We start from the raw sequence: 24336 nt of genomic DNA on the forward strand, positions 1-24336 counted from the left end.
TCAGTTTAAATATTTCATTTAAAATATAAAAAAACCCAACAAAGTAATTGAATCATACTTAAATTGACAGTAGATTAATAGCACTCTTATTTTGGTTGGTATAAATGCCTGATTTTTATCAGGCATTTTTCTTACTCCTATTTTTCTTTTGTTTTATGTACTTCCCTATCTTTACAACAACCCAAAAGAACTATGAGATTTATATTTGTTTGTTGTATGCTTTTAAGTTTTTGTATGTTTTCGCAAGAAAAGCAAGAATACGATACTGCCAAATTATATTTTAAAAATGGTGATTTTGAAAAAGCGCTTATCTCCTATCAAAAGCTTACAGATAAAAGTCCGAATAATACCAATTATATATTAGCTCTTGTAGAAACCTATCAGCAATTACAACAATACAAAGCAGCTGAAGTGTTTTTAACAGAAACCATGACACGAATTAAATATCCGTCCTTCTTGGTAGAATTGGGTTATAATTTTCAGCTTCAAGACAATTTACCTAAAGCCAACGAAAATTATAAAAAAGCGGTGTCTAGCATAGAAGTAAATACAAGTTTTGTGTATACCGTTGCTAAACAGTTTGAATCGCATTCACTATTAGATTATGCTATACAATGCTACGAGAAAGCCATGTCTTTAAATAGTGAGGTCGATTTTACCATGCAGTTATCTCGTATTTATGGCGAACAGGGAGATATTGAAAAAATGTTTATTAGCTATGTTGATTTTATTGAACAAAATCCGTTGTACAAAGAGAATGTAAAACGCATTTTTAGCGATTTTATAAGTGAAGATCCTTATAACGACAATAACAGCATACTTAGAAAAGCGTTACTGAGAAAGATTCAACAAAACCCAGATCTAATCTGGAACGAATTATTAAGTTGGTTGTTTAGTCAGCAGAAAGAATTTAACAAAGCATTTGCTCAAGAAAAAGCAATTTACAACAGACTTCCTGAAAGTTTAAACCGGATGGAAAATTTAGCATCTATTGCGACAAATGAAGAAGATTACGATACCGCTACAACCATTTACAATTACATTATTGAAACCTCTCAAGATGTTGACACGCAACTTAGAGCGCATTATAGTTTACTACAATTTAGAACCCTATTAGCCACAAAAAAAGAGTACAAAAGGATACAATCCGATTACTTAAAACTTTTTGATACTTACGGAACATTAACACAAACTCTAGACCTTCAGATTGCTTATGGGCATTTTTTAGCATTTAATTTGCATCAAACCAAAGAGGCAGAAACCTTTTTAAAAGCTTCGCTTAATCAGAATTTAAAAGATACTCAAACTGCCAAAATCAAGCTAGAATTAGCAGATATTTTAGTCTTACAAGAAAAATTTAACGAGGCGCTTATTTACTATACACAAATACAACGTAGTTTAAAAAATAGCACCATATCTCAAGAAGCCAGATTTAGGGTTGCAAAAACCAGTTATTATAAAGGCGACTTTAAATGGGCCGAATCTCAATTAAACATTTTAAAACAATCGACTTCGCAATTAATAGCCAACGATGCATTAGATTTAAAGTTACTTATATCTGATAATAAGTATGAAGATTCTACACAAACTGCACTGAAACTATATGCCAAAGCCGATTTGTTAGCCTATCAAAACAAACCCTTAGAATCTATTATTGTATTAGATACATTATTGGCAAATCATGGCGCAGAACCTATAGCAGAACAAGCCCTTTATAAACAAGCGCTGTTATATAAAACTCAAAAAAACGAGATTAAAACTGAACAAAATTATTTACAATTAATAGCGAATTATCCGAATGGTTTATTGGCAGACGATGCGTATTTTAATTTAGCAGAATTATACAACAAGGTGCTTAATTTACCCGAAAAAGCAAAACCACTTTACGAACATATTATTTTCAACTTTGCTGATAGCATCTATTTTGTAGAAGCCCGATCGCAATTTAGAATGTTACGTGGCGATGCTATAAACCAATAATACATGTATATATCTTCCACAGCCCGTTTATACTTAAGCGAGTTAAACACTAACGATGCCCCTTTTATTATAGAATTATTAAACACACCTAATTGGCTAAAATTTATTGGAGATCGTAACATACATTCCATTAAAGATGCCGAAGATTATATTACAAATCACCACATAAAAAACTATCGCGAAAACGGTTTTGGGTTTTATAAACTACAATTAAAATCTGATCCTTTAAAAACTATTGGGTGTTGCGGCCTAATTAAGCGACCAGAACTTGATGGCGTAGACATTGGATTTGCATTTTTACCAGAATACGAAGGCAAAGGTTTCGGCTTTGAATCGGCTTCAGAAATTTTAAAATTAGCTAAAACAAAATTTAACCTCAAAGAGATTATCGCCATAGTTGCACCTGACAACCCGAATTCTATTAAATTACTTGAAAAACTCGGACTAACCTATCAAAAAAAGATTACACCATTTGCAGATGGAAAGGAATTACTACTGTTATCTAAAATCTTGAATAAGAACTAAACTATAGGGGTTACACCTTTTTTCAGGATAATATTGCCATATTTAGCTGTTTCTCCTGTTACCACTACCGCATACGCTTTAGTAGTACGCTCGTAAAAAGCAAAACGTTCTATATGTTTAATTTCGGGAGCGTCTGGATATACACTTTGTATACTTTTTAAGTATTTGTTTTGCACATCCTCATCAAGGGAATCTCCACAGCAGCCATCATCATTAAAGGCGACGGGTCGTAACTGTCTAACATAAAAAGTGGTAAAACTCCAGTTAATAAATCCGGAATCTTTACACCATCTAACCTTAAAACTTTAGTGTTATAGGTATACGCAGGAAAATGCGCATCGGCAAAGACAATTTCTTCACCATGTCCCATTTCGGCTAATACTTTTAATAATTCTGGACTAATTAAAGGAGAGATTCCGATTAACATGGGTTTATTTTTTAATTATTCTAATGCCTTATTCTTTACATAAATAGTTCTTCTAAAAAATATTCAGTGTAACAAGAATCATTTCAAAATTAATTAAAAATGGACTATAATCTATCTAAATACATTAATTTATTGATGTATATCTATTCTGCGCACAACTAATAGCGATTGCATTAAATTTCTTAAAAAAATAGGCCTAACTTACCAAAAAACAGGAATTCATTTTGTTCGTGGCGATGAGTTGTTGTTATTTGCAAAAAATTCAATTACAATGTATATTTATAATGTAACCTCTAATGTTAGTGATGCTGTGCACGATACCTGGATCACTTGGATGAAACAAGAGCATATTCCGCAAGTGCTTGCTGTTGGCACCTTTTACGAAGCCAAACTGACTCGCGTTCTTGTAGAAGAAGAGATGGGAGGTAAAACCTATTCTGTACAATACCGCGCAAAAACACGCGAAGATTTAGATAGATATTACACACAATTTGCAGAAATACTACGTACCGAAGCTTTAAAAAAATTCGGAGAAAATGTACTCGCTTTTAGAACAGAACTAGAAGTTGTAGATGTGTATAGCGTAACCAAACATTAATTTAGATGACAGTAAAAGCAAAAAAACATTTAGGACAACATTTCCTTAACGACGAATCTATTGCTGAAAAAATAGCAAATACCCTCTCTTTTGAAGGGTATAAAAATGTTTTAGAAATTGGTCCTGGAATGGGTGTTTTAACTAAATATTTGCTTGACAAGCCTACTAAAACTTATGTAGTAGAAATCGATTCTGAATCTGTAGAATATTTAAAAGTTAACTATTTAAATTTAGCAGATCGGGTTATTGAAAAAGATTTCTTAAAATACGATATTGACGAAGTATTCAAAGGCGAATCGTTTGCTGTAATCGGAAATTACCCGTATAATATTTCCACACAAATTGTGTTTAAAACCTTAGAAATGCGGGATCAAATCCCAGAATTCTCAGGCATGTTTCAAAAAGAAGTTGCACAACGTATTTGTGAAAAGGAAGGGAGTAAAGCTTATGGTATTTTATCGGTATTAACACAAGCATTTTACGATGCAGAATATTTATTTACCGTACCGCCTCAGGTATTTAATCCGCCGCCAAAAGTAGACTCTGGTGTATTGCGATTAACTCGTAAAAAAGACTATAGTTTATCCTGTAACGAGGCCATGCTTTTTAAAGTAGTTAAAGCAGCGTTTCAACAACGCAGAAAAACACTTCGTAACAGTTTAAAAACATTCAATCTATCGGATAGTTTAAGAGAAGATAGTATCTTTGGTAAACGTCCGGAACAACTTTCGGTAGCGCAATTTATTACGCTTACAGAACGCATAGAAAACGACCTTAAATCACAAAATTAGTGGAGGAAAACGACGACAATATTCAGTTTAAAATAAGTGACGAACTTATTGAAAATGTGGAGCAATTAATTGAATCTAAAGATGATGTAAACATCTTAGACCTTTTAAATGACTATCACCACGCTGATATTGCCGAAATTCTGGAAGAAACAGACATAGAGCATGCCACCTATGTAATTAAACTTTTAGATAGCGAGAAGACATCTGAGGTGTTGATGGAATTAGATGAGGATACTCGTGAAAAAATTCTTGACAGCCTTTCTGCTAAAGAAATTGCAGAAGAAATTGAAGAATTGGATACCGATGATGCGGTAGACATGATTTCAGAATTATCGGATGACCGTCAGCAACTCGTAATCGACCACATAGAAGATCAGGAACACGCACAGCACATTAAAGACCTATTGCGTTACGACGATAATGTAGCAGGTGGATTAATGGCCAAAGAACTTGTAAAAGTTAACGAAAACTGGACCGTTACCCAATGTGTTAAAGAAATGCGTGCACAAGCCGAAGAGGTTACTCGAGTGCATTCTATTTATGTGGTAGATGATAATCACAAACTTATAGGTCGCTTGTCTTTAAAAGACTTATTAATAGCTTCGCCACGAGCTCACATCTCAGACGTGTATATTCCTAAAGTAGATTATGTGTATGTTACTGAAGATGTTGAAGAAGTTGCCAATATTATGCAAAAATACGACTTGGAAGCCATTCCTGTAGTCGATAAAAATCATATCCTTTTAGGTCGCATTACCATTGATGATATTGTAGATGTTATTCGAGAGGAAGCCGAAAAAGACTACCAACTTGCTGCCGGTATTACACGAGATGTTGAAGCCGATGATAGCATTTGGAAACTGACTAAAGCCCGTTTACCTTGGTTATTAATTGGTATGTTTGGAGGTTTAGGTGCAGCAAGCATTATAAATAGTTTTAGTGGCGCTATGGGCGACTATATTATTCTATTAAGCTTCGTGCCACTTATACAAGCAACCGCCGGAAATGTAGGGGTACAATCGTCTGCTATCGTCGTTCAAGGTTTAGCCAACAACACTATGGATAGTAGTTTAATGAGACAATTATTTAAAGAATTCACACTTGGATTGGTTAATGGTTTGGCCATTGCCTTAATAGCTTTATGCGTAACCCATTTTGCTTTTGGTACACCGTATACTGTATCTATTACCATTGGTTTAGCACTTATCGCCGTAATTGTTATGGCTGCGTTAATTGGCACATTTATACCTATTATTTTAGATAAACGCGGCATCGATCCCGCTGTAGCCACTGGACCATTTATTACCACGAGTAACGATGTTTTTGGGATACTAATCTACTTTTTAATTGCTAAAGCCATGTTAGGTTTTTAATCTGATTTTGGTCAAAAAAACTTAAAAATGAGAGTAAACAAATCGTTTAATCGGTAACACAAAAGTTCGTAAATTTGCACTCTAATTTCTCAGTACTATGAATATTCTTCATTTAGATAGTAATCATCCACTTTTAAAGCAACAGTTAACCGATTTGGGATTCACCAATCACGACGATTTCACATCGACTAAATCAGAAATTGAAGCTAAAATTCATGAATACGATGGCATTATTATTAGAAGTCGTTTTACTATTGATAAGCAATTTCTAGATGCTGCTACACACTTAAAATTTATAGGTCGTGTTGGTGCTGGTTTAGAAAACATAGATTGCGATTATGCAGAATCTAAAGGCATCTATCTCATATCTGCGCCCGAAGGCAATAGAAATGCTGTAGGCGAACACACCTTAGGCATGCTTTTATCGTTATTTAACAAACTTAATAAGGCTGATCAGGAAGTCCGCCAAGGACAATGGTTACGCGAAGCCAATCGTGGGTTAGAGTTAGACGGAAAAACGGTTGGTATTATTGGCTACGGTAATATGGGAAATGCATTTTCTAAAAAACTACGCGGATTTGATGTGAATGTGTTGTGTTACGATATTAAAGCTGGTGTTGGCAATGAAAATGCCAAGCAAGTAGATTTAAAAACCTTTCAAAATGAAGTAGACGTGGTGAGTTTACATGTTCCACAAACACCACGAACTCAAAACATGATTAATGCAGAATTCATTGACGGATTCAAGAAACCGTTTTGGTTTTTTAATACAGCCCGAGGAAAAAGTGTAATCACTTCCGATTTGGTTTCAGCATTAAAATCAGGACAAATTTTAGGCGCAGGATTAGATGTTTTAGAATACGAAAAAGCATCATTCGAAAACTTATTTACTGCAAACCATATGCCTGAAGCTTTTCAATATTTAATTGAAGCAGAAAATGTTTTACTAACGCCTCATGTTGCCGGATGGACCATTGAAAGCAAAGAAAAGTTAGCACAAACTATCGTAGATAAAATTCAAAAAAAATTTACGTAACTTTAAGCTATCTTAACCATAGCTTAACAATAACTTAATGACCTACATTGCCGAAACTCCTGAAGATTATATAAAAAAACTTCCTGAGAAGCGCAAAGCTGCAATATCTAAATTACGACAAGTCATTTTAGACCATTTACCAAAAGGCTTTCAAGAAACCATGAGTTATGGGATGATTGGTTATGTGGTTCCTCATAAACTTTACCCCCGCGGCTACCATACCAATCCAGATTTACCGCTACCTTTTATAAATATTGCTTCCCAGAAAAACCATATAGCCCTATATCACAACGGCATTTACGCAGATGACTCCCTTTTAAAATGGTTTACATCTGAATACCCAAAACACACCAAATACAAATTAGATATGGGCAGAATTTGTATACGATTTAAAAAAATAGACGATATTCCTTATGATTTAATTGGAGATTTAGTGTCTAGAATGACTCCCAAACAATGGATTAAATTATACAAAAGCACTCTAAAATAATTTAAATTTCTACCTACTTTAAACTTGTAAACTATAAAATTAACAACAATAAGAAGATATGAAAAAACGTGTAACAGGATTAGGAGGTATTTTTTTTAAATCTGAAAACCCAGAAGCTACAAAACAATGGTATGGCAAACATTTAGGTTTACCGGTAGACGACTATGGATGTTCCTTTTGGTGGAAAGATAAAACTGGAGCAGATTGCTCCACACAATGGTCACCGTTTAAAGAAGATACCGCATATTTTAAGCCCAGTGACAAACCTTTTATGATGAATTTTCGCGTTGAAAATTTAGTAGAGTTATTAGAAACACTAAAGGCAGAAGGCGTCACTGTAGTTGGTGAAATAGAAGAATACGATTACGGAAAATTTGGTTGGATTCTAGATCCGGAAGGTCTTAAAATTGAACTTTGGGAACCGATTGACTCTGCTTTAAAGTAATTTATTTTTTAAGCTCAATATTATCAAATAAAAAAAGCTGAAGATGTATAACCTTCAGCTTTTTTTATTTGAATTATAAATGAGCTCTATTTAGGACTATAGTAGATCTAATCTCCTGTATTAGTCTCTTCTTTTTTCTTTCCGAATAAGCCATTTAATAAATTATCGGCAGCTTTCTTTATGTTATCTGTAGTTACAGAATCTTTAGTTTTTGTTGCTGCATCAGTCGTTACTGTAGTACTATCTTTAGAACTGTTTGTTCCTAAAAAATTGCTTAAAGCATCCTTTACTTTCGTACTCCCTTCATTTAAAAGTTTGTCTTTCTGCATTTCGACTAATTTATTGGTTAATGCCGTTGCAGTAGCACTTAAATCTGTAGTAACCGATGGACTACCAACATTTCCACCAATATTTGCTGTAACAGGTACAGAAATGTTTTCTGCTTCAGCATCGTTTAATTTTGATAATAAACTTTGAGCTTCTTTTCCTAGATATTTGGCAGGCACATCGAATGTAGCGTTATAATTTAAAGTCTGATCAAAACCATGACTTCCAGCAACCTGAACATCTATATCTTTAAATTTAAGATTAAACGGTTTTACATTCACTTGCCCATTATCAAATGTTAAGGTTGTATTTATTTTTTTAGTTTCTCCTTCATTAAAATTTAAAAACTCTAATCGATCTACCAATGTACTCAACACTTTACTATCTTCAGAATCGACATCGCTTACTAGAATTTCTGCCAATGCATTTCCCGAAAGTGTACTCAAGTTTGGGGTAAATTCATTACTTAAATCTCCTTTTATTTCAAAGTTAGAATTTAAAACACCTTGAAAAGCTTGAGCTATTGGCGCTAGAGCTTTCAACATATCTAACCCTTTAAAAGATTCTGCCATATCAAAACTTTGCATCCCCAATTTCACATCAAACGTTGGGGTTTCAGCTTTGGTAGACACCGCTCCATTTAATGCTATTTGTCCTCCAAATATGCTCGATTTAAAATCTTTTAAGGTTACGGTTTCATCTTTTACAAGTAAAGATCCTGACGCATCTTTTAACGTTAAATTATCGTATAATACGGTATTGGCTTTTGCAACGATAGTAGCGTCTAAAAATGCAGGAATTTTTATGGCTTCAGTAGTATTCATTTCTGAAGTTGACTCTGTTGTTGTTTTATTTGCGTCGGTATCCTCAGGATTTTCGCTTTCAGTCATAAAATCGTTAAGCGCAAACCTGTTAGAATTTAAAGTAAAGTTACCTTTTAGCAATTGGTCGTTAAACATATAACCCAATAAATTATCTATAGATCCTTTTGCAGACAGATCTGTTTGTCCGGTTTTTGCTTCAAACGTATTTAAAGTAACATTCTGGGTGTTGAATGTTAATCCAGCTTTAGATATTTGAATTGGATTTGTTAGATCTTCAGAATTGAATTCAAAACCACTTAATCCTAACGATCCACTATTTTTAGTGTCTTGATAGCGACCATCTTCTATAGCTTTCATATCGAATGCCGTTGCAATGTTAGCATCTAAAACACCTTGCATTTGTTGTTCTACATCAAAAGGATAAGCTTGTGATAGATTTCCTAAATTAATACGTCCTTTTAAGTTTGCATTAACCAATGGATTTCCCATTAGATTCTTAATATTAGCACTAGCACTAAATACATCTTGTGCAATCTTAAACGTTAAGGCATTTATATTAACATAGGTATTTTCTAATAACCCAGTCTCGTTAGCAATCTTAGTATCTATGGTGATATTAGATACCGATTGTGGTAAATCTGGATATTTAAACGATGCATTATTTGAGGTAATATCTATATTAAATTTAGGAATATGCGTATCGTCTACAGTACCGTTAAAATTTCCTTGCACTACAAAATCGCCTGTAGTATTTACATTTTCTATCTCTTTAGAATATTCTTTTGGAATTAAAGCTAAGAAGTTTTTAAAATCTGATGATGGCGTTTTAAACGTAATGGCTACATCCTGACTGTCGTCATTCAACTTCACATTTCCATCAAAAACCAATTCTAATTGATTAATTACAGCTTTATTTTCTAAAAACGTATATATGTTTTGTTCTAAATCTACACCCAATTTAGCATCTAACGTTACAGGTGTGTCTTTAAAATAATTGGTACCATCCATATCAAAAGATACGAGTCCGCTGGTTTTAGTATCCAGTTCCGATTTTACTGCAGAAAGGTCTCCTGTACCGGAATGATTAAAATCGTTTAATTCAAAATACATTTTTCCCTGCTCGTCGTAATATTTAATTTGAGAATTGGAGATGTCGTAATTCTGAATAGACAAAGACACTGTACTCGCTGGAGTTTCTGACGTTGTTACAGGAACTTCTGTTCCATCCTTTTTAGCAATATCGTAATTTACATTACCATCTTCATCTATAAGAATATTAACAACCGCTCCATCTATACTGAATGAATTTACAGTATACGATTCACCTTCGCTATTAAAAATTTGCATAAACGGCACGCTAATATTTGCGCTTTTTGCAGCAACTAACGTTTTGCCAGCAAATGTTCCGGTATTTAAAATACTCATGTCGTTTACAGAAACTGTAACTTCTGGAAAATTTCTTATAAAACTAATATCTGCATCTGCAAAATCGAATTCTGCATCAATATTTTTATTAACCGTACTTTTTACAATATCAAGTATTTTTCCTTCAAATATAAAGGGAGCTGCTATTAAGAAAACAATCAGTAATCCAATTACAATTCCTACTATTTTAAGTGTTTTTTTCATATTAAAATAATTTACTAATTATATTTTAGCATTGCATTTTGTCACAAAAATGAGGCCTTTTTCAGACTTCTTTAAGGACTTTAATATAAGTTTATCTATTTGTGCAAAATTGAGAATATGCTGCTATAATTTCAAGTGTTTCAATTCTTTTTTTTTTAATTAAGAACATACAAAAGAACAGAAATAATCACGAACATCAGGATGTTTTTGACCTGATTATTGACTCTATTAAAAAAGACCATCTTTACAGACAGTCTTCTTATTTATTATCTATTAAAAATTATTAAACTTTCAATTAGGTTGCTTGTTCACCATTTGAAAACTTGCGCTCCAACTCCGCCTGAAATTCTTCCATTACAGGACGCACAGTACTTTCTGGCAAATCTTCAATTTTAATATACATTAAACCATCTACCGCATTATTAAATAATGGATCGACATTAAAAGCTACTAATCTGGCATTTTGTTTGATATACTTTTTAAGCAATACAGGTAATCTTAAATTCCCTGGTTCTACCTCATCAATAATTTTGTCGAATTTATTTAAATCGGCTTCTGTAGCATCAAAAACAAAGTCTTTATCTGCATCTTTTAGCTTCACTTTAAATTCTTTTTTAGGATGCACATATTGCGCCACATACGGATCGTAATAATGAGATTTCATAAACTCAATCATTAACGATTTTGAAAAGTTTGAAAACTGATTACTAATACTAACTCCTCCAATTAAATATTTATGTTCTGGAAAACGCAATGTTGTATGTACAATACCTCTCCAAAGCAAGAAAAGTGGCATGGGTTTTTGCTGAAATTCTTTAATGATAAAAGCGCGTCCCATTTCTATAGACTCGCTCATCATTTTATGTAATTCTGGTTCGAAACGGAATAAATCTTGAAGATAAAATCCATCAATACCATATTTTTTAAATATCTCAGCCCCTAATCCCATGCGATAAGCCCCTGCAATAACTTTTTGCTCGTCGTCCCACAAAAACATATGGTGATAATAACTATCAAACTTATCTAAATCTATAGACTCGTTAGTCCCTTCTCCAATCTCACGAAAAGTAATTTCGCGTAAACGTCCTATTTCACGAAGAATTGTAGGCATATCGCTCGAAGATGCTAAGAACACCTCGTAATTTTTACTTTGTAGTAACCTACAGTCTAAATCGCGTAATTGCTTAACCTCTTCTTCCATTAAAATGGCATCTCCAGGCGTAACAATACGTTTAGGTGCTTTAGTTGCCTTTAAATTTATGGTAGACGCTAAACTTCTAAGAATGGTCGATTTTTCTTCGAAGGCATTCGCCAACATATACGTTTTACGTCTTAAAAACTCACTATATTCTGGTAAGGTTGAAAATTCTTTTTGGTCTGATACCGGAATAGGTTTCCCGATTCTTACTTTAATAACACGTCGTTTTTGAGTAAGTACTTCTGAGGGTAATTTTGCTGTTCTTAAGGTATCGTTTAGCTTAGAGATTTCGTAAAACAACTTGCTGTTTTTAGCATGAAAATAAATAGGAACTACAGGAACCTCTGCACGTTTTACTAATTTTAAAGCTGTGGCTTCCCAAGGTTTATCTACAACCAATTTCCCTTCACGATATGTAGAGACTTCACCAGCAGGAAACAATCCTAACGGGTGTCCTTCTCTTAAATGTAATAACGCTTGTTTAAAACCTGTAACACTAGATTTTACATCTTTTCGATCTTCAAACGGATTAACAGGCATAATATATGGCTGCAAAGGCTCGATACGGTTCAGTAAAAAATTGGCCATTATTTTAAAGTCGTCGCGTTGTTCTAACAACAACTTAAGTAGTAAAATACCGTCTATACCTCCTAAGGGATGGTTAGACACTGTAATAAATGCACCGTTTTTTGGTAATCGTTTTAAATCTTCTTCTGGAATCTCAAATTTGATATCAAAATGCTCTAAAATACGATCTAAAAACACTGTGTTTTCTAAGTGTTTATTTTCAAGGTAAAAGTCATTTATTGCAGAAATTTTTAAAACCTTCATTAAACTCCAGCCCACAAAAGTGCCTAGAAAGCCCAATTTATCTAAATTGATAGCACTTGCGACTTCATTTGCAGTTACTAATCCCTTTTCATCATTTTTCGCCATGGTCGCAAATGTAGTAAATTGTTTATTTAGTTACTATTTGTAACGTGTCTTGTGTACGCTGTTGTAATAGTATGTTTTTGTTTTTTGTAAATGAATCTGTAGCGTCAGTAACGTAATGTCTTACAGTGTATAAAGCCACATTAGAAACATGTGAGACTTTATAAGTAACGCGAAATTGCTCTAAAACGTGTTCTAAATTATTAAAAACATCTTCTACACACACAGAAAAGCTAATGGCTGAATTCTGAATTAAGTCGACTTTCATTTTAAAGCGATGTAAAATATTAAAAATATCGCTAATATTTTCTTCTACAATGTAAGAAAAATCTAAAGACGAAATACATATTAATATCTGTTGTTTTTTAACAATATAACACGGTACTTTTGGACTAATTCCTAAACAGGAATTGACTACAGTACCCTGAGCTTCTGGATTTAAAAACGATTTTACATACAACGGAATACCTCTACGCTGTAAGGGCTGCAAGGTTTTAGGATGAATGACACTGGCACCATAAAACGCTAATTCGATAGCTTCTGTATAAGACAATTGTGCTAACAGTTGGGCGTCTTTAAAGTATCTAGGATCGGCATTAAGTACGCCTGGTACATCTTTCCAAATGGTAACACTTTCTGCACGTAACGCATAGGCAAAAATGGCAGCGGTATAATCGCTTCCCTCACGTCCTAAAGTAGTTGTATTTTTAGAATCACTTCCTAAAAAGCCTTGCGTTATAAAAACCGTATTTTGGTTTGCTAAAATTGAAATCTGTCGCTCTGTAACCTCCCAATTCACAGTAGCTCGCCTAAAGTTTGCATCTGTATGTATATAATTACGCACATCTAACCAAGTAGTGTTCAGGCCTATTTTGTTTAAGTATGCACTCACTATAGCTGTTGAGAGCAGCTCGCCAAACCCAATAATCTGATCGTAAACAAAGTCATAATCGGTAGACGTATTGGTTTTTAAAATCGTTTTTAACTCATTTATATAATTTAAAACGACATTAAATATAGGATGGTTTTTATCTGAAAACAGATCTGAAATTATGGTTTCATGAAAATCTGAAACCACATGAATAGAAGCATTCAATTCAGATTTCGAATACAAATAATTAGAGACAACAGCCTCTAAAGCGTTTGTAATCTTTCCCATTGCAGATATGATTACAACAGGATATTCATTAGAGTAATCTTTTAAAATTGCAGACAAGTTTTTAACCCCTTCGGCATCTTTTACAGAAGCACCTCCGAATTTAAATATTTTCATTTACAACTTATCAATGTAATTCTTTATGGCTGCTTCGTTTAATTGCACAACATCCCAATCCCGTAACACGGTTGCTCCTTTGCTTTCGTAAAAAGCAATTGCTGGTTCGTTCCAATCTATAACCTCCCAATTAATACGTTTCGCGCCTTTACTATGTCCATATTTAACAACTTCGTTTAGCAAAGCAGTTCCCACTCCAGTACCTCTATAGGCTTCATTTACAATTAAATCTTCTAAATGAATAATAGGTCCCTTCCAAGTCGAATAACGATTATAAACCAAAGCAATACCTTTTATTTCTCCTTCAATTTCTGCTACAAAACATGTAAATAATGGGTGCGCTCCAAAACCATCGCGTTCCAAATCGCTCACTGTAACTTCTACAGCTTCAGGCTCTTTTTCGTAAATGGCTAATTCGTAAATAAGTTCAAGTACGCCTGCCATATCTTCAATTTTGGCTGGTCTTATTTTAATATTCATAATAATGCTTTAAGTCATCAAATATATGTAAAATGAATGGATTATAATTTTGACTCAAACGTTATAGTTTAACAAAAAACACGATATTTGTAAAAAACAAACATTACCAACAAATGTCAAAACAGAACAAAACACTAGGTGAATTTATTATCGAAAACCAAACCGCTTTTAAATACACCACAGGAGAGTTAACACGATTATTAAATTCTATCCGATTAGCTGCTAAAGTTGTAAACCACGAAGTGAATAAAGCAGGATTAGTAGACATCATAGGTGCTGCTGGAGATGTAAACATTCAAGGTGAAGACCAACAAAAACTAGATGTTTACGCTAATGATATTTTTATACAAACACTAAAAAAACGAAATATTGTTTGTGGTATTGCGAGTGAAGAAGAAGATGATTTTATCACTATTAACAGTCAAGATTCTAACAACCAAAATAAATACATTGTATTAATTGATCCTTTAGATGGATCTTCTAACATTGATGTAAACGTTTCTGTAGGTACCATTTTCTCGATTTACAGACGTGTTACTCCTGTAGGAACTCCTGTTACTATTGAAGATTTCTTACAAGAAGGTCACCAACAAGTAGCAGCTGGTTATGTTGTTTACGGAACCTCTACCATGTTAGTATATACTACTGGAGCCGGTGTAAATGGTTTTACATTAAACCCTGCAATTGGAACCTTTTACTTATCGCATCCAGATATGTCGTTCCCTGAAGATGGTCAAATTTATTCTTGTAACGAAGGAAACTACATTCATTTCCCTCAAGGTATAAAAGATTACATTAAATATTGCCAAAAAGAAGAAGGCGACAGACCGTATACTTCTAGATACATTGGATCTTTAGTATCCGATTTTCATAGAAACATGATTAAAGGTGGTATTTATTTATACCCTAAAAGTTCTAAAAACCCACAAGGTAAATTGCGTTTATTATACGAATGTAATCCTATGGCATTCTTAGCAGAACAAGCTAACGGAAAAGCCAGCGACGGTTTTAGACGTATTATGGACATTAAACCAACAGAGTTACACGAACGTGTGCCTTTTATATGCGGAAGTAAAAACATGGTTGAAAAAGCCGAAGAGTTTGAACGCAACGCAAAACAATAATTTCAAATAAAAAAAGCGAGCATTATTAAATGCTCGCTTTTTTTATTATTAGAAGAAAGTAAATGCTTACTTCTTCATTTTTTTCATTTCTGCAACAAACGTTTCTAAATCTACGTCGTTTTCTACTAGTTCTAAAGACTTTTCTACAATAGCTCTGTGATTAGAAGAAAAACCTAAACCAAGACACATTTTACGTAGTAAAGTAATTTCACTTTCACCATTTATATGGTCTAAATTTACCATACGTGCCAAATCGTATAAACGCTCTAAACGCTTATCATATTCTACAGGAGGATTAATTGGGTGAGATTTATAATCAATTAAAATCTGTTCGTAATCCTTTTCATTTATGTGTAAATTAGTAGCTACGCGATCTAAAAATGCACGCTCTTCTGCCGAAATAATACCGTCATCCATAGCCACATGTACTATCGCCGCAAAATGATCTTTATTACGTTCTGTAAATCCGCTACCAAATAATTTTGAATAAGACATATCTTTTATTTTTTGAGGCGACTAATATAAATAAACTTTAATTGTTAATAAATTTAATTATCAGTAAATTTTCTTAATAAATTTAATAAAAATTCAATTATCAATCCTTTTTAATTTCATAAATCGTTAACATTATTTATAAACACATGCCCTATATTTGCAAAAAATAAATTGCCTTGAGTAAAAATAACCTCTTGCAAACATTTGCACAAACTTTGCAAACGCAAAATTTGCAACTTGCCATTTCTAAAAGTGAAAGTAAAACGGTTTTAAAAGGTCTTGTAGGCTCTTCGTTTTCTTTAGTGATCGCCGAAGTTTTTAAATATGCAGAAAAACCTTTCTTATTAATTTTTAATGATAAAGAAGAAGCGGCCTATTATTTAAACGATTTAGAACAGTTATTAAACACTAAGGATGTACTCTTTTATCCTGGAAGTTACCGCAGACCTTATCAGATTGAAGAAACCGATAATGCTAACGTATTATTACGTGCCGAAGTTTTAAACCGAATAAATTCGCGTAAAAAACCAGCCATAATCGTTACATATACCGATGCGTTATTTGAAAAAGTTGTTACCAAAAAAGAGTTAGAACGCAACACCCTTAAAATTGCAGTAAACGATAATCTATCTATAGATTTTGTAAACGAAATTTTATTTGAATATAAATTTAAACGTGTCGATTTTGTAACCGAACCTGGAGAATTTTCTGTCCGTGGTGGTATTGTAGATGTATTTTCTTTCTCTCATGACGAACCTTATCGTATAGAATTTTTTGGAGACGATGTGGACAGTATAAGAACGTTTGATGTAGAAACGCAACTCTCTACAGAACAGATCAAGAAAATTAGCATTATTCCAAATGTTGAGAACAAACTTTTAGACGAAAGCCGCGAAAGTTTTCTAAAATATATGTCGTCCAAAACGGTTGTATTTTCTAAAAACAGTCAGTTATTATTTTCAGGAAGTGATGTCCTTTTTGGCAAGGCTGAAGAGGCTTTCGAGAATTTAAATTCCGATTTAAAACACGGCACACCAAGCGAGTTATTTTGCAATTCAGAACTTCTTAAAAAACAACTTTTAAAATTCACAGTCGTAGAATTTGGGAGCGGTTATTATTTCACCAAAAGCATAGATACTGGGATTGTTTTTAACACGACACCTCAGCCTTCATTTAATAAACAATTCGACCTTTTAATAGACGATTTAAATAGCAATCACAACAAAGGGTTTACAAATTATATTGCCTGTGTAAGTGAACAACAAGCGAAACGTTTTCACGATATATTTCAAGACATTGAACAAGGTGTGTCTTATCAAACCATAGTACTTTCATTACACCAAGGATTTGTAGACCACACTAATCAAGTGGTGTGCTATACAGACCATCAAATCTTTGAGCGTTATCATAAATTCAGTCTTAAAAATGGATATGCAAAAAAGCAATCCATCACTTTAAAAGAACTGACCAATCTTGAAATTGGCGATTATGTAACCCACATCGATCACGGTGTAGGACGTTTTGGCGGACTTCAAAAAATAGATGTTGAAGGCAAAAAACAAGAAGCCATAAAACTAATTTATGGGGAGCGCGATATTTTATATTTAAGTATACACGCGTTACACAAAATTACCAAGTTTAATGGTAAAGATGGTAAGCCTCCAAAAATTCATAAACTAGGTAGTAACGCATGGAAAGTCTTAAAGCAAAAAACAAAAACGCGTGTTAAAGAAATTGCCTTTAACCTGATTAAACTATATGCCAAACGTAAGTTAGAAAAAGGCTATCAATATAATCCAGATAGCCATTTACAACACGAACTAGAAGCCTCTTTTATTTACGAAGACACGCCAGATCAAAGCACCTCTACTGCCGATATTAAAAACGACATGGAAAGCGAACGCCCTATGGATCGCTTAGTTTGTGGCGATGTTGGATTTGGAAAAACAGAAGTTGCCATTCGTGCAGCCTTTAAAGCGGTAGATAATGGTAAACAAGTGGCCGTTTTGGTACCAACAACTATTTTAGCATATCAGCATCATAAAACCTTTAGAGAGCGTTTAAAAGACTTCCCCGTTACGGTAGATTATGTTAACCGATTTAGATCGGCTAAAGAAAAGCGCGACACATTAGAGCGTTTGGAGAAAGGACATGTCGATATTATTATTGGAACCCATCAACTGGTTAACAAAAGTGTTGTTTTTAAAGATTTGGGCTTATTAATTGTAGATGAAGAACAAAAGTTTGGAGTTGCTGTAAAAGAAAAACTTAAGACTTTAAAAGATAACGTAGACGTACTTACATTAACTGCGACGCCAATTCCTAGAACGCTTCAGTTTAGTTTAATGGCTGCTCGAGATTTATCGGTAATTACAACACCTCCACCTAATCGTTACCCTATTGAAAGTAATGTAATTCGTTTTGAAGAAGAAACCATTCGTGATGCTGTGAGTTATGAAATTCAGCGTGGCGGACAGATTTATTTCATTCATAACCGTATTGAAAACATTAAGGAAGTTGCCGGTTTAATTCAGCGCTTGGTTCCCGATGCTAAAGTAGGTATTGGTCACGGCCAAATGGAAGGTAAAAAATTAGAAAACCTGATGCTTGCTTTTATGAATGGTGATTTTGATGTACTAGTAAGTACAACCATTGTAGAAAGTGGCTTAGATGTCCCGAACGCCAACACCATTTTTATAAATAATGCCAATAATTTTGGATTGAGCGATTTACACCAAATGCGTGGTCGTGTAGGACGAAGTAACAAAAAAGCATTCTGTTATTTCATCACACCAGAATATTCTTCTATGACAGCAGATGCCAGAAAACGTATTACCGCTCTGGAACAATTTACAGAGTTAGGAAGCGGATTTAATATTGCCATGAAGGATTTAGAAATTCGTGGTGCAGGAGATTTATTAGGAGGAGAACAAAGCGGATTTATAAATGATATTGGATTTGACACCTATCAGAAAATTTTAAATGAAGCCATTGAAGAATTAAAAGAAAACGAGTTTAAAGATTTATATCCAGAAGAAGAAGGTAAGCCTAAAGAATACGTTAAAGACATCACTATAGATACCGATTTTGAATTGCTTTTCCCAGACGATTATGTAAATAATATTGCCGAACGTTTAAATCTGTATACACAGCTAAACCAATTAAAAACTGAAGACGAATTAATAACTTTCGAGAAAGAACTTACAGACCGTTTTGGTGAATTACCAATACAAGTTGTAGACCTCTTAAATAGTGTACGCGTAAAATGGCTTGCAACAAAAATTGGAATTGAGAAACTCGTTATGAAACAAGGTAAAATGGTTGGCTATTTTGTGAGCGATCAAAAAAGTTCATTCTACCAAAGTTCTAGTTTTACCAACGTTTTAAAATTTGTACAAACCAATCCAAGAGCATGTAAAATGAAGGAAAAACAAACTCGTGCAGGACTTCGTTTATTACTTACCTTCGACAATATTAAATCTGTAAAACAGGCCTTACTTGCCCTAAAACCTATTTTAAATTAAAACATTCATGAAAAAATTAATATTAGCCCTAGTCTTACTTCCAACTTTAGTCTTTGCACAGCATAAAATTTCAGGTACGTTTTCTCCTGCAAAACAATTTAAAGCAGCTCTATTATACAAACTAGAGCCTGCCAAAACAGTCTACATTAACAACACCACCATTGTAGATGGTCGCTTTGAAATGCTGTTAGATGCTTCTGTAAAACCGGGTATGTATCGCATAGTTTATGCATTACCTCAAGATCAATATAATTTCGATTTTATTTACAATAATGAAGATGTTGTTTTCGATTTTAATGCAAACAAAGGCATGTCTTTTCAAGCGTCTAAAGAGAATATTTTACTAAACAATTACAAACACGAAATGTATGTTGTTAAAGGTAAAATTAACACCCTTTACAGTGATAAAGACATAGACAAAGCCGAATATACTGCCTGTATAAAAGAATTAAAAGAGATACAAGAAAAAGCAGAACAAGCGTCTAAAGACATGTTAGCATATGATTTTATTAAAGCTAGCAGAACTTACACACCCAATACTTTTGAAGATGCTGCAACCTACTTTAATAATTATAAAACCCATTATTTTAATCCGATAGATTTTAGTAATCCGGTATTACAACGTTCAGGATTCTTAATGGATGCCGCTATAAAATACATCTACACCTTTGTTGATAATGGGCACAAAAACACATCTTATAAAAACAATATAGATGATGTTGTGCGTATAACTTCAAAAGAAAAAGCGATTCAGAAATCAATTTTAGAATCGTTATGGAATCAATTTAAAAATAAAAACAATGAAGAGGTTACCAATTACATTGCCTCACAACACCTTCAGAAATTATTAGATCCTGTTAAAGACGAAATTCTGTTGTCTGACATGAAAGCATTTCAGAATACTGCTATGGGCGCAACAGCTCCAGATTTCTCTTGGCCTTCTAAAATGGGCAGTACTAAACTAAGTGAGCTTAGCGGAAAAGATTTTTATATTGTCACATTTTGGAGTAGCACCTGTTCACATTGTTTAGCAGAATTACCAGTTTTAAAGACGTATTTAAGCAACAAAAAGAACATTCAGGTTTTAGCTGTAGGGCTAGAAGACGAACGTGAAAATTGGGAAAAAACCATTGTAGATTATCCGGATTTCACTCAAATTTACGGGTACAATAAATGGGATAATCCTATTCCTATTGCTTATGGTATTTCAAGTACACCATCGTTTTTTGTATTAGATAAAGACAAGAAAATTGTTGCTAAACCAAATGATGTAACAGCTTTAACAGCCTACTTAGACTCTCAAAAATAAAAACTAGATATTTACTAAATAGCATTAAAAAGCAAAAAGCTGAGCAATAATAAATTGCTCAGCTTTTTGCTTATCTACAGGATATATATAATGTTATTTCTTGTTATACAACCACCAATTCATATCTCTGGTTAATTTATAACCTAATTTTTCATAGATTGAAATAGCCAAGTTTCCTTTATTTGTATGTAAAATAGGTGTCTTATTTTCTTTTAAAATGTCTTTTGTAACATGAGAAATTAATTGTTTAGACAGCCCTTTTCTTGTATAATTAGGATGTGTTACAACTGCACTAACCTCTATAAAAAGATTAGTTTGCATACGCTGACCAGCTATTGAAACTAACTTACCATCCTTAAAAACACCAAAATATTTACCCATATTAAAAGTCCTTTTCTGATAAAAACCAGGCATGACCATCCAAATTAAATCATAAATTTCATCAAGATGTGTTTCATCTAACAATACAATCTGTTCTGTTATTAAAACATCAGTCAATGTATTTAAAACCATCTGACAACCATCAATTTTTTTCTCTAAACGGACTTTATTATTATCTATTAAAGGAGTTTGATCTTCTGAAACAAAGAAAAATTTATCACATTTTTTTGAATATTCACTTGAAGCTTTCGCTGTTTTCTCTTCTTCAAAAAAAGCCCCAAACGTACAAATCTCAGGATCATAAAATTGTACACCATCAAATTCAATCGCAAATTTTTTATGAGTTTCTTTTAATGCATACCAAACTGGATTTTTTAATTGCTGATCTAAATCTATCATTATAATGAATTGAATATTTAAAAAGCCTGAATAAGCAAAGGCCATGCGCTTTTATACAATGGCAAATTTAAAGAACATCTTTAGTTTTAGTATCAGATTAAGGCAAAAAAAAGCTGAACAGCATATTGCTGTTCAGCCTAACAAAATTGTTTACTATAACATAAACAAACCTACTCTTTTAAAATATAATCGACTCCAGATTGGGAGTGAATTTTAGTGGTATCAAAAATGGGAACTTTTAAGTCGTCCTTAAAAATCATTAAAGGAAATTCTGTACAGCCTAAAATTACGCCTTCTGCACCATCATCTATCATCTCATTTAAAACACTTAAGACATACTTTTTAGACTCAGGCTTAACTTCGCCATACGTTAATTCTTCAATAATAATTCGATGTAATTCATCTATTACTTTATCGTCTTCAGGCACAAGAACATCTAAACCATTATCTTCAATTCTTTTTGTAATAAAATCTTCTGTCATGCTATATTTAGTTCCAATAAAGCATACTTTTTTTAAAGCCTTTTCATGAATGGCTTTTGCTGTAACATCTGCAATATGAATGACAGGAAAATCCAATTGATCTTGTACTGAATTGTATACTTTATGGGGTGTGTTTGCACAAAACATAACCGACTGTGCTCCTGCCTTATTTAAACTTATAGCTGCAGTGGTTAACATATTTGCAATAGAATCCCATTTATCTTCTCTTTGAAAACGGTGGACCTCAGCTTGATTAAGCGTATAAACTAATAATGGTGGATTTGTATTATTACCAAAATGATCGTTTACCGCCTGATTGATTGTACTATAATAATCTAAGGTAGAATGCCAAGACGTTCCGCCTATAAGTCCTAATGTATTCATTTTAGGTTGTTTTACTTCTAATTTTACTGGATCTGTAATAATGTGTTTTTTTGGAACGCTATAAGACGTAAGTCCTATAAATAACAGTCCGTACATGTATTTTTTCATACTTTATATTAGCTTACAAAGTGCTAAAACCTGCTTTTAACTCTTGAGATAATTGCTGGATTAACGCTTTATGTTCTGTTTGATTTGCAATATTATAATTCTCCTGATCATCCTGTTCATGATCGAAAAGTTCTGTCCCAATTAAAGCCCCTTTTTCTTTTGTATCGGCATTCCACAAATACCACTCGACATAACGGTAACGATCTGTTCTCATGGTATACCCCATTCGCTCTTCTTCTCTGTCTTTAAGCGGACCATATCTTCCTAGTAAAAACTGACTGTAAGCAGCGTTTTTCACTTTAGCATCTGGGTCTTTTAAAAGTGGCTTTAAACTTGTGCCTTGTAAATAGTCTGGCACATTAAAACCTGTAATATCGCAGAGTGTAGGATACACATCTACAAATTCTGTTAAAGCTTCACTCATTGTGCCTTTAGCAGCGACTTGATTTCCGCTAATAATTAAAGGCACTCTAGCATCTATTTCGTAATTGGTTTGTTTTCCCCAACCATTATGCTCGCCAAGCTTCCAACCATGATCTCCCCAAAGTACAACAATGGTGTTATCTTTAAGCCCTAAACGGTCTAATTCGTCCATAATTCTACCTATTTGCGCATCTATATAGGAGACACAAGCATAATAAGCATGTTTAAGTTCTCTTTGTTTGTCTTCGTCCCAAGGTTCATCTATAGGATATGGTAAATTCTTTTTAGCATCTATATATCCTCTAAGTTCGGCATCTCCGTGAACAGCATAATACGGGCTATCTTTGGGCTGAAATTGATTATCTGCTAATTTAATATCTTCTCTATTATACATGTCCCAATACTTTTTGGGAGCATTAAAAGGCAAATGTGGTTTATAAAAACCTACAGATAAAAAGAAAGGTTGATTTTTTGATTTTAATTCGCTTAATTTTTTGATTGCCATTGTGGTTTGAGCGCCATCATAATAAGCATCATCGTCTGCAAGTCCCATCTCACTAGATCGGGTTTTTGAATAGATAAAACCATATTTATCAAATTTAGCTCTACCGGCTTTTAAACGTTTTAACTCTAGCTCTTTTTGCTCTATAATATTATCTTGGTTTACGTAAACGGCATCTGGATCGAAAGGAAATCCGTCGACATGTAAATACTCATTCCAGGCCAAAGAATCCTGTAATGTATTATGAAACGTTTTACCTAAACCTACACTGTAATATCCATTATTTTTAAAAAATTGAGGTAAAGAAACCAGGTCGGGCATTTGGTCTCTAAAGTGTGTTCTTAAATCCCAAACCTGAGTAGAGTCGGGTCTTAAACCCGTCAATAAACTTGTTCTAGAAGCTGTACATACCGCTTGTTGGCAGTAGGCACGATTAAAGACAACACCATTAGAGGCTAATTTGTCAATATTAGGAGATATTACGTCGCTATTACCATAACACCCCAACTCTGGTCTAAGATCATCTATAGGGATAAATAAAATATTTGGCCTATTGATGTCTATATTTACTGCTTTAGTGTCTGCTTTTTTTTCGCATCCACTTAAAATCACAATAGCTATTAATGTAAAGTAGTTAAATATATTTTTTTGCATAATTATTATTACATAAAATTTAATACTTGCTATTCGTGTTTATTTTCAATCTTATCTTATTACCAATAAGACTGTTTTTAAACTTTTATAGACATATTTATTTCATTAAATTATGGTCAGCTAGTAATTATAAAATCCAGTTTTATCTCATAAGTATTTAAAAGACATTGACTAACTAAAAAAATAAAATATCACTAGCTGACTATAAATTAGCGTTTCAAA

21 protein-coding genes are annotated in these 24336 nt (G+C 33.3%); 11 read left to right on the forward strand and 10 right to left on the reverse strand.

Going from position 1 to position 24336, the window contains the following annotated elements:
• Positions 1-192: 192 nt before the first annotated feature.
• Together AST99_RS07010 and AST99_RS07015 are read left to right on the forward strand one after the other, a co-directional pair.
• Positions 193-1980, forward strand: coding sequence for a tetratricopeptide repeat protein (locus AST99_RS07010; RefSeq protein ID WP_057780657.1), 1788 nt, complete (start codon positions 193-195; stop codon positions 1978-1980).
• A gap of 3 nt (positions 1981-1983) precedes the next feature.
• Positions 1984-2505, forward strand: coding sequence for a GNAT family N-acetyltransferase (locus tag AST99_RS07015; protein WP_057780660.1), 522 nt, complete (start codon positions 1984-1986; stop codon positions 2503-2505).
• Here AST99_RS07015 and AST99_RS18930 read toward each other — a convergent pair.
• Positions 2502-2681, reverse strand: a complete 180-nt coding sequence (locus tag AST99_RS18930) for an RbsD/FucU domain-containing protein (protein ID WP_262487286.1) — start codon at positions 2679-2681, stop codon at positions 2502-2504. The genes AST99_RS07015 and AST99_RS18930 overlap by 4 nt on opposite strands.
• Positions 2663-2932: an RbsD/FucU family protein gene (locus AST99_RS18935; RefSeq protein ID WP_262487287.1), complete on the reverse strand. Its 270-nt coding sequence runs from the start codon at positions 2930-2932 to the stop codon at positions 2663-2665. Before AST99_RS18935 ends, AST99_RS18930 begins: the two co-directional genes overlap by 19 nt.
• A 271-nt stretch (positions 2933-3203) precedes the next feature.
• Between AST99_RS18935 and AST99_RS07025 the strand changes: the two genes are divergently transcribed.
• The 6 genes from AST99_RS07025 to AST99_RS07050 all read left to right on the forward strand — a co-directional run bounded on the left by AST99_RS07025 (position 3204) and on the right by AST99_RS07050 (position 7665).
• On the forward strand, positions 3204-3530 hold the full coding sequence (locus tag AST99_RS07025) for a DUF4286 family protein (RefSeq protein ID WP_057780663.1): 327 nt from the start codon (positions 3204-3206) through the stop codon (positions 3528-3530).
• Between the two features lie 5 nt (positions 3531-3535).
• The gene (gene rsmA / locus AST99_RS07030; protein WP_057780667.1) at positions 3536-4321 is read left to right on the forward strand and encodes a 16S rRNA (adenine(1518)-N(6)/adenine(1519)-N(6))-dimethyltransferase RsmA; all 786 of its coding nucleotides are present in this window, start codon (positions 3536-3538) and stop codon (positions 4319-4321) included.
• Positions 4321-5694 (forward strand): magnesium transporter, encoded by a 1374-nt coding sequence (gene mgtE / locus AST99_RS07035; RefSeq protein WP_083495620.1) that lies wholly within the window; start codon positions 4321-4323, stop codon positions 5692-5694. Before rsmA ends, mgtE begins: the two co-directional genes overlap by 1 nt.
• Positions 5695-5791: 97 nt before the next feature.
• Positions 5792-6730, forward strand: coding sequence for a 2-hydroxyacid dehydrogenase (locus AST99_RS07040; protein ID WP_057780670.1), 939 nt, complete (start codon positions 5792-5794; stop codon positions 6728-6730).
• A gap of 37 nt (positions 6731-6767) precedes the next feature.
• Positions 6768-7220, forward strand: coding sequence for a DUF1801 domain-containing protein (locus tag AST99_RS07045; protein ID WP_057780674.1), 453 nt, complete (start codon positions 6768-6770; stop codon positions 7218-7220).
• Positions 7221-7278: 58 nt separating this feature from the next.
• The gene (locus AST99_RS07050) at positions 7279-7665 is read left to right on the forward strand and encodes a VOC family protein (protein ID WP_057780677.1); all 387 of its coding nucleotides are present in this window, start codon (positions 7279-7281) and stop codon (positions 7663-7665) included.
• 107 nt (positions 7666-7772) lie between these two features.
• Here AST99_RS07050 and AST99_RS07055 read toward each other — a convergent pair whose 3' ends face one another.
• The 4 genes from AST99_RS07055 to AST99_RS07070 form a co-directional block, all read right to left on the reverse strand.
• Positions 7773-10445: an AsmA-like C-terminal region-containing protein gene (locus tag AST99_RS07055; RefSeq protein WP_057780681.1), complete on the reverse strand. Its 2673-nt coding sequence runs from the start codon at positions 10443-10445 to the stop codon at positions 7773-7775.
• Between the two features lie 295 nt (positions 10446-10740).
• Entirely contained in the window at positions 10741-12579 is a 1839-nt protein-coding gene (locus tag AST99_RS07060; RefSeq protein WP_057780684.1) for a GNAT family N-acyltransferase, read from the reverse strand.
• A 22-nt stretch (positions 12580-12601) separates the two neighbouring features.
• Positions 12602-13849 carry an aspartate kinase gene (locus AST99_RS07065; protein WP_057780687.1) on the reverse strand — a complete coding sequence of 416 codons (1248 nt, stop codon included), beginning with the start codon at positions 13847-13849 and terminating at the stop codon, positions 12602-12604.
• Complete coding sequence (locus tag AST99_RS07070) at positions 13850-14329, reverse strand: GNAT family N-acetyltransferase (RefSeq protein ID WP_057780689.1); 480 nt, start codon at positions 14327-14329, stop codon at positions 13850-13852.
• A gap of 113 nt (positions 14330-14442) precedes the next feature.
• On the opposite strand from AST99_RS07070, the gene fbp reads away from it, so the two are divergent.
• The gene (fbp, locus tag AST99_RS07075; RefSeq protein WP_057780692.1) at positions 14443-15453 is read left to right on the forward strand and encodes a class 1 fructose-bisphosphatase; all 1011 of its coding nucleotides are present in this window, start codon (positions 14443-14445) and stop codon (positions 15451-15453) included.
• A gap of 66 nt (positions 15454-15519) precedes the next feature.
• Here fbp and AST99_RS07080 read toward each other — a convergent pair whose 3' ends face one another.
• Positions 15520-15948 carry a tellurite resistance TerB family protein gene (locus AST99_RS07080; RefSeq protein ID WP_057780695.1) on the reverse strand — a complete coding sequence of 143 codons (429 nt, stop codon included), beginning with the start codon at positions 15946-15948 and terminating at the stop codon, positions 15520-15522.
• A 176-nt stretch (positions 15949-16124) separates the two neighbouring features.
• Between AST99_RS07080 and mfd the strand changes: the two genes are divergently transcribed.
• Both mfd and AST99_RS07090 read left to right on the forward strand, forming a co-directional pair.
• Positions 16125-19472 carry a transcription-repair coupling factor gene (gene mfd, locus AST99_RS07085; RefSeq protein WP_057780698.1) on the forward strand — a complete coding sequence of 1116 codons (3348 nt, stop codon included), beginning with the start codon at positions 16125-16127 and terminating at the stop codon, positions 19470-19472.
• A gap of 7 nt (positions 19473-19479) precedes the next feature.
• Positions 19480-20781, forward strand: coding sequence for a TlpA family protein disulfide reductase (locus AST99_RS07090; RefSeq protein WP_057780701.1), 1302 nt, complete (start codon positions 19480-19482; stop codon positions 20779-20781).
• Positions 20782-20874: 93 nt separating this feature from the next.
• On the opposite strand, the gene AST99_RS07095 is transcribed toward AST99_RS07090, so the two are convergent.
• From AST99_RS07095 to AST99_RS07105, 3 genes are all read right to left on the reverse strand, one after another.
• Complete coding sequence (locus tag AST99_RS07095) at positions 20875-21606, reverse strand: GNAT family N-acetyltransferase (protein WP_232301595.1); 732 nt, start codon at positions 21604-21606, stop codon at positions 20875-20877.
• 125 nt (positions 21607-21731) lie between these two features.
• Complete coding sequence (locus AST99_RS07100; protein ID WP_057780704.1) at positions 21732-22535, reverse strand: aspartate/glutamate racemase family protein; 804 nt, start codon at positions 22533-22535, stop codon at positions 21732-21734.
• A 13-nt stretch (positions 22536-22548) separates the two neighbouring features.
• Complete coding sequence (locus AST99_RS07105; protein ID WP_083495621.1) at positions 22549-24114, reverse strand: sulfatase; 1566 nt, start codon at positions 24112-24114, stop codon at positions 22549-22551.
• Positions 24115-24336: the final 222 nt, after the last annotated feature.

It is taken from the genome of Formosa algae, assembly GCF_001439665.1.
GTDB lineage: Bacteria > Bacteroidota > Bacteroidia > Flavobacteriales > Flavobacteriaceae > Formosa > Formosa algae.

What these genes read in the sequence shown, in the direction of transcription:
- AST99_RS07010 (WP_057780657.1), top strand. Translation starts at nt 193, where the DNA reads ATGAGATTTATATTTGTTTGTTGTATGCTTTTAAGTTTTTGTATGTTT.
- AST99_RS07015 (WP_057780660.1), top strand. Translation starts at nt 1,984, where the DNA reads ATGTATATATCTTCCACAGCCCGTTTATACTTAAGCGAGTTAAACACT.
- AST99_RS18935 (WP_262487287.1), bottom strand. Translation starts at nt 2,932, where the DNA reads ATGTTAATCGGAATCTCTCCTTTAATTAGTCCAGAATTATTAAAAGTA.
- AST99_RS07025 (WP_057780663.1), top strand. Translation starts at nt 3,204, where the DNA reads ATGTATATTTATAATGTAACCTCTAATGTTAGTGATGCTGTGCACGAT.
- rsmA (WP_057780667.1), top strand. Translation starts at nt 3,536, where the DNA reads ATGACAGTAAAAGCAAAAAAACATTTAGGACAACATTTCCTTAACGAC.
- AST99_RS07040 (WP_057780670.1), top strand. Translation starts at nt 5,792, where the DNA reads ATGAATATTCTTCATTTAGATAGTAATCATCCACTTTTAAAGCAACAG.
- AST99_RS07045 (WP_057780674.1), top strand. Translation starts at nt 6,768, where the DNA reads ATGACCTACATTGCCGAAACTCCTGAAGATTATATAAAAAAACTTCCT.
- AST99_RS07050 (WP_057780677.1), top strand. Translation starts at nt 7,279, where the DNA reads ATGAAAAAACGTGTAACAGGATTAGGAGGTATTTTTTTTAAATCTGAA.
- AST99_RS07055 (WP_057780681.1), bottom strand. Translation starts at nt 10,445, where the DNA reads ATGAAAAAAACACTTAAAATAGTAGGAATTGTAATTGGATTACTGATT.
- AST99_RS07060 (WP_057780684.1), bottom strand. Translation starts at nt 12,579, where the DNA reads ATGGCGAAAAATGATGAAAAGGGATTAGTAACTGCAAATGAAGTCGCA.
- AST99_RS07065 (WP_057780687.1), bottom strand. Translation starts at nt 13,849, where the DNA reads ATGAAAATATTTAAATTCGGAGGTGCTTCTGTAAAAGATGCCGAAGGG.
- AST99_RS07070 (WP_057780689.1), bottom strand. Translation starts at nt 14,329, where the DNA reads ATGAATATTAAAATAAGACCAGCCAAAATTGAAGATATGGCAGGCGTA.
- fbp (WP_057780692.1), top strand. Translation starts at nt 14,443, where the DNA reads ATGTCAAAACAGAACAAAACACTAGGTGAATTTATTATCGAAAACCAA.
- AST99_RS07080 (WP_057780695.1), bottom strand. Translation starts at nt 15,948, where the DNA reads ATGTCTTATTCAAAATTATTTGGTAGCGGATTTACAGAACGTAATAAA.
- AST99_RS07090 (WP_057780701.1), top strand. Translation starts at nt 19,480, where the DNA reads ATGAAAAAATTAATATTAGCCCTAGTCTTACTTCCAACTTTAGTCTTT.
- AST99_RS07095 (WP_232301595.1), bottom strand. Translation starts at nt 21,606, where the DNA reads ATGGCCTTTGCTTATTCAGGCTTTTTAAATATTCAATTCATTATAATG.
- AST99_RS07100 (WP_057780704.1), bottom strand. Translation starts at nt 22,535, where the DNA reads ATGAAAAAATACATGTACGGACTGTTATTTATAGGACTTACGTCTTAT.
- AST99_RS07105 (WP_083495621.1), bottom strand. Translation starts at nt 24,114, where the DNA reads ATGCAAAAAAATATATTTAACTACTTTACATTAATAGCTATTGTGATT.